General features: G+C 64.1%; 3 protein-coding genes. 1 reads left to right on the forward strand and 2 read right to left on the reverse strand.

The features are described from left to right. Positions 1-395 (reverse strand): Lrp/AsnC family transcriptional regulator (locus AC1DX0_RS33175; protein WP_477358591.1); only part of this gene is annotated, 395 nt, incomplete at its 3' end. Positions 396-517: 122 nt separating this feature from the next. On the opposite strand from AC1DX0_RS33175, the gene AC1DX0_RS33180 reads away from it, so the two are divergent. Next, complete coding sequence (locus AC1DX0_RS33180) at positions 518-1,621, forward strand: saccharopine dehydrogenase family protein (RefSeq protein ID WP_477223908.1); 1,104 nt, start codon at positions 518-520, stop codon at positions 1,619-1,621. Between the two features lie 236 nt (positions 1,622-1,857). On the opposite strand, the gene lpdA is transcribed toward AC1DX0_RS33180, so the two are convergent. Further along, entirely contained in the window at positions 1,858-3,252 is a 1,395-nt protein-coding gene (gene lpdA, locus AC1DX0_RS33185; protein ID WP_477223907.1) for a dihydrolipoyl dehydrogenase, read from the reverse strand. Positions 3,253-3,416 lie beyond the last annotated feature (164 nt).

The following is a 3,416-nucleotide window of genomic DNA, read 5'->3' on the forward strand; positions in this document are numbered from 1 at the left end:
GACGAGGTCCGTTCGACCCCGTCCATGGCGCCGATCTGGTCGAGCAGCGCGTCGAGGTCGCGGATCGACGGCGCGTCGACGATGACGATCATGTCGAAATTGCCGCTGACTGAGTGCAGCGTCCGCACCGGCGGCAGCGCCTGCAAGGCCCGCACCACCTTGTCGGCAAGCTTGGGTGTGACGGTGAGCAGCACATGCGCCTTGACCAGCCCCTGTTCATAGTCGGCGGAAAGCTTGACGCCGTAACCCGATATGATACCGCGCTGTTCCAGCCGCTCGATCCGGCTCTGCACCGTCGTGCGCGAGACGCCGAGCTGTCGCGCCAGTTCGGCCGTCGAAGCGCGGGCGTTGGAACGCAGCAGGGAAAGCAGCGCCTGTTCGGCTTCACTGAGCATTTCGACGAATCCTTTCGGCAAATTGCGCAATCAGAGTTTCATTTCGCACAATTCCACGCTTCCTTTCGACGGGCAAGCTGCGATTCTGTTCCCAGGATTTTGCTTTGCTTGAGGGATTGGTCATGAAGAAGATTGTTGTCGTCGGCGCCGGAAAGATCGGTTCGACCATTGCGGAGATGCTCGCCGCCACCGGCGACTATGCCGTCACCGTCGTCGACCGTGCGGCGGTACAGCTTGCCGCGGCGGAACTGCCGGCCGGTGTCGAAACGCTGGAACTCGACATCGCCGCACCAGGCGCGCTGGAAGCAGCGCTTGCGGGCAAATTCGCTGTGCTGAGCGCCGCCCCCTTCCACCTGACCACGCGCATCGCCGAGGCGGCGGCCAGCGCCGGCGTGCACTATCTCGACCTGACCGAGGACGTCGTCTCGACCCGTCGCGTCAAGGAATTGGCCCGCTCGGGCAAGAGCTCCTTCATTCCGCAATGCGGGCTGGCGCCGGGCTTCATCTCGATCGTCGCCAACGATCTCGCCAGCCGTTTCGACACGCTGGAAAGCGTGCGYATGCGCGTCGGCGCSCTGCCGCAATACCCSTCSAAYGCGCTGAACTACAATCTGACCTGGAGCACCGACGGCGTCATCAACGAATATTGCGAGCCKTGCGAGGCGATCGTCGAGGGCGARCTGATCGAAGTGCCGCCGCTGGARGAGCGCGAGGAATTCTCGCTCGACGGCGTCACCTACGAGGCSTTCAACACCTCSGGYGGGCTCGGCACGCTSGCCGAGACGYTGAAGGGYAAGGTGCGCACGCTGAACTACCGCACCATCCGCTACCCCGGCCATGCCGCGATCATGAAGGCGCTGCTCAACGACCTCGGCCTGCGCCACCGCCGCGACGTGCTGAAGGACATTTTCGAAAGCGCGCTCCCGGCGACGCTGCAGGACGTCGTCATCGTCTTCGTCACCGTCTCCGGTCGCCGCAACGGCCGCCTGCTGCAGGAAACCTACGCCAACAAGATCTATTCGCAGCGCGTCGGCAATCAGGTGCGCAGCGCCATCCAGATCACCACCGCATCCGGCATCTGCGCCGTGCTCGACATGCTGGCCGACGGCAGCCTGCCGGCCACCGGCTTCGTCAAGCAGGAAGATATCGCGCTGGATGCATTTCTGGCCAACCGTTTCGGCCGCGCCTATGCGCAACATGAGATGGTAAGCCGGCTGGCGAGCTGAAGGTGCAACGTCTCTCTTGAGAGAGGTTAGCGGGGCATCGCCCCCCTCTGCCCTACCGGGCATCTCCCCCTCAAGGGGGGAGATTTGCTGTAATCTAAGATTTCGCCAATTTTCAAAGTCTTAGAAGAGGCGCGGTTCCCGAAACTGCCGATCTCCCCCCTTGAGGGGGAGATGTCCGGCAGGACAAAGGGGGGCAATGCCCCGCGGACATCACCGCTTCTTACGCCACCACCGCCTCAAATATGCAGCGCGTGCCCGAGCGCCTTCAGCGCCGCTTCCTGGAAGCCCTCGCCTTGCGTCGGATGCGCATGGTTCGTGCCGGCTATGTCCTCCAGCCGCGCGCCCATTTCCAGCGCCAGTCCGAACGAAGCCGACAGTTCCGACACGCCCTGTCCGACTGCCTGGATGCCCAGCACCAGATGGTTGTCCGCGCGAGCGACCACCCGAACGAACCCATCCTCGCCCAGCTTGGTCATCGCCCGCCCATTGGCGGCGAACGGGAACAGGCCAATCTTGATCTCGCCCTGGACCTTGGCCTCTTCCGGCGAAAGCCCCGCCGTCACAAGTTCGGGATCGGTGAAGCAGACGGCGGGAATCGACCGCTTGTCCCAGCTGCGCTTGTGGCCGGCGACGATCTCGGCGACCATTTCGCCTTGCGCCATGGCGCGATGCGCCAGCATCGGCTCGCCGGTGACGTCGCCGATAGCAAAGATGCCGCGCATCGAGGTGCGGCACTGGTCGTCGATCTTGATGAATTTGCCCGCCATATCGAGGTCGATCTGGTCGAGCCCCCAGCCTTCGGTCACCGGCTTGCGGCCGACCGTCACCAGGATCTTGTCGGCGGCAACCTTGGCGCTCTTGCCGTCCGCTGTCTCGACCAGCAGCGCATCGCCTTTTGTCGACAGTCCCTTGGCTTTGGCGCCAAGCACCACCTCTACGCCGAGCGCGGCGAGCCGCTTGACCACCGGCCGGGTCAGCTCGGCATCATACTGCGCCAGCACGCGCGGCAAGGCCTCGACCACGGTCACCTTCGCCCCCATCTTGGCGAAGGCCATGCCGAGTTCCAGCCCGATATAACCGCCACCGACGATGGCAAGCTTCTTCGGCACCTCGCTCAAGGCCAGCGCGTCCGTGGACGATATCACAGGCCCGCCAAAGGGAAGAAAAGGCAATTCGACCGGCGCCGAGCCGGTGGCGATGACGATCACCTCGGCGCGGATCACTTGCACGCCCATCTCGGTCTCGACTTCGACGGTCTTGCCGTCGCGGAACGTCGCCCAGCCTTGCACAGTCTTGACGCCGGCCTTCTTCAACAGGCCAGCGACGCCGCTGTTGAGCCGGCTGACAATGCCGTCCTTCCAGGCGACGGTTTTGCTCAGGTCGAGCACGGGTGCCGAGACAGAAATGCCGAGCGGGCTCTTGCCGCCGGCCATGTGCGCGACCTTCTCGAACTCTTCCGCCGCATGGATCAGCGCCTTGGACGGAATGCAGCCGACATTGAGACAGGTGCCGCCAGGCTTGCCGGCCTCGACGATGACCGTATCGACACCGAGCTGGCCGGCACGGATGGCGCAGACATAACCGCCGGGGCCAGCGCCGATGACAAGCAGCTTGCAGGAGATTTCTTTCATCTTGGCACGCTCTTTTTGGTGAAGGCCCCCTCATCCGGCCGCTTCGCGGCCACCTTCTCCCCGCTGGGGAGAAGAGACTGGCGCCGGCGTCGACAACCTCCTCTCCCCTCGGGGAGAGGTCGGATTGCCCCGAATTGCCTTTGCAATTCGGTTGGCAATCCGGG

Source organism: Mesorhizobium sp. P3_A9 (assembly GCF_056402975.1).

Excerpts from the sequence above, each read along its gene's own strand:
- lpdA (WP_477223907.1), bottom strand. The coding sequence starts at position 3,252 with ATGAAAGAAATCTCCTGCAAGCTGCTTGTCATCGGCGCTGGCCCCGGC.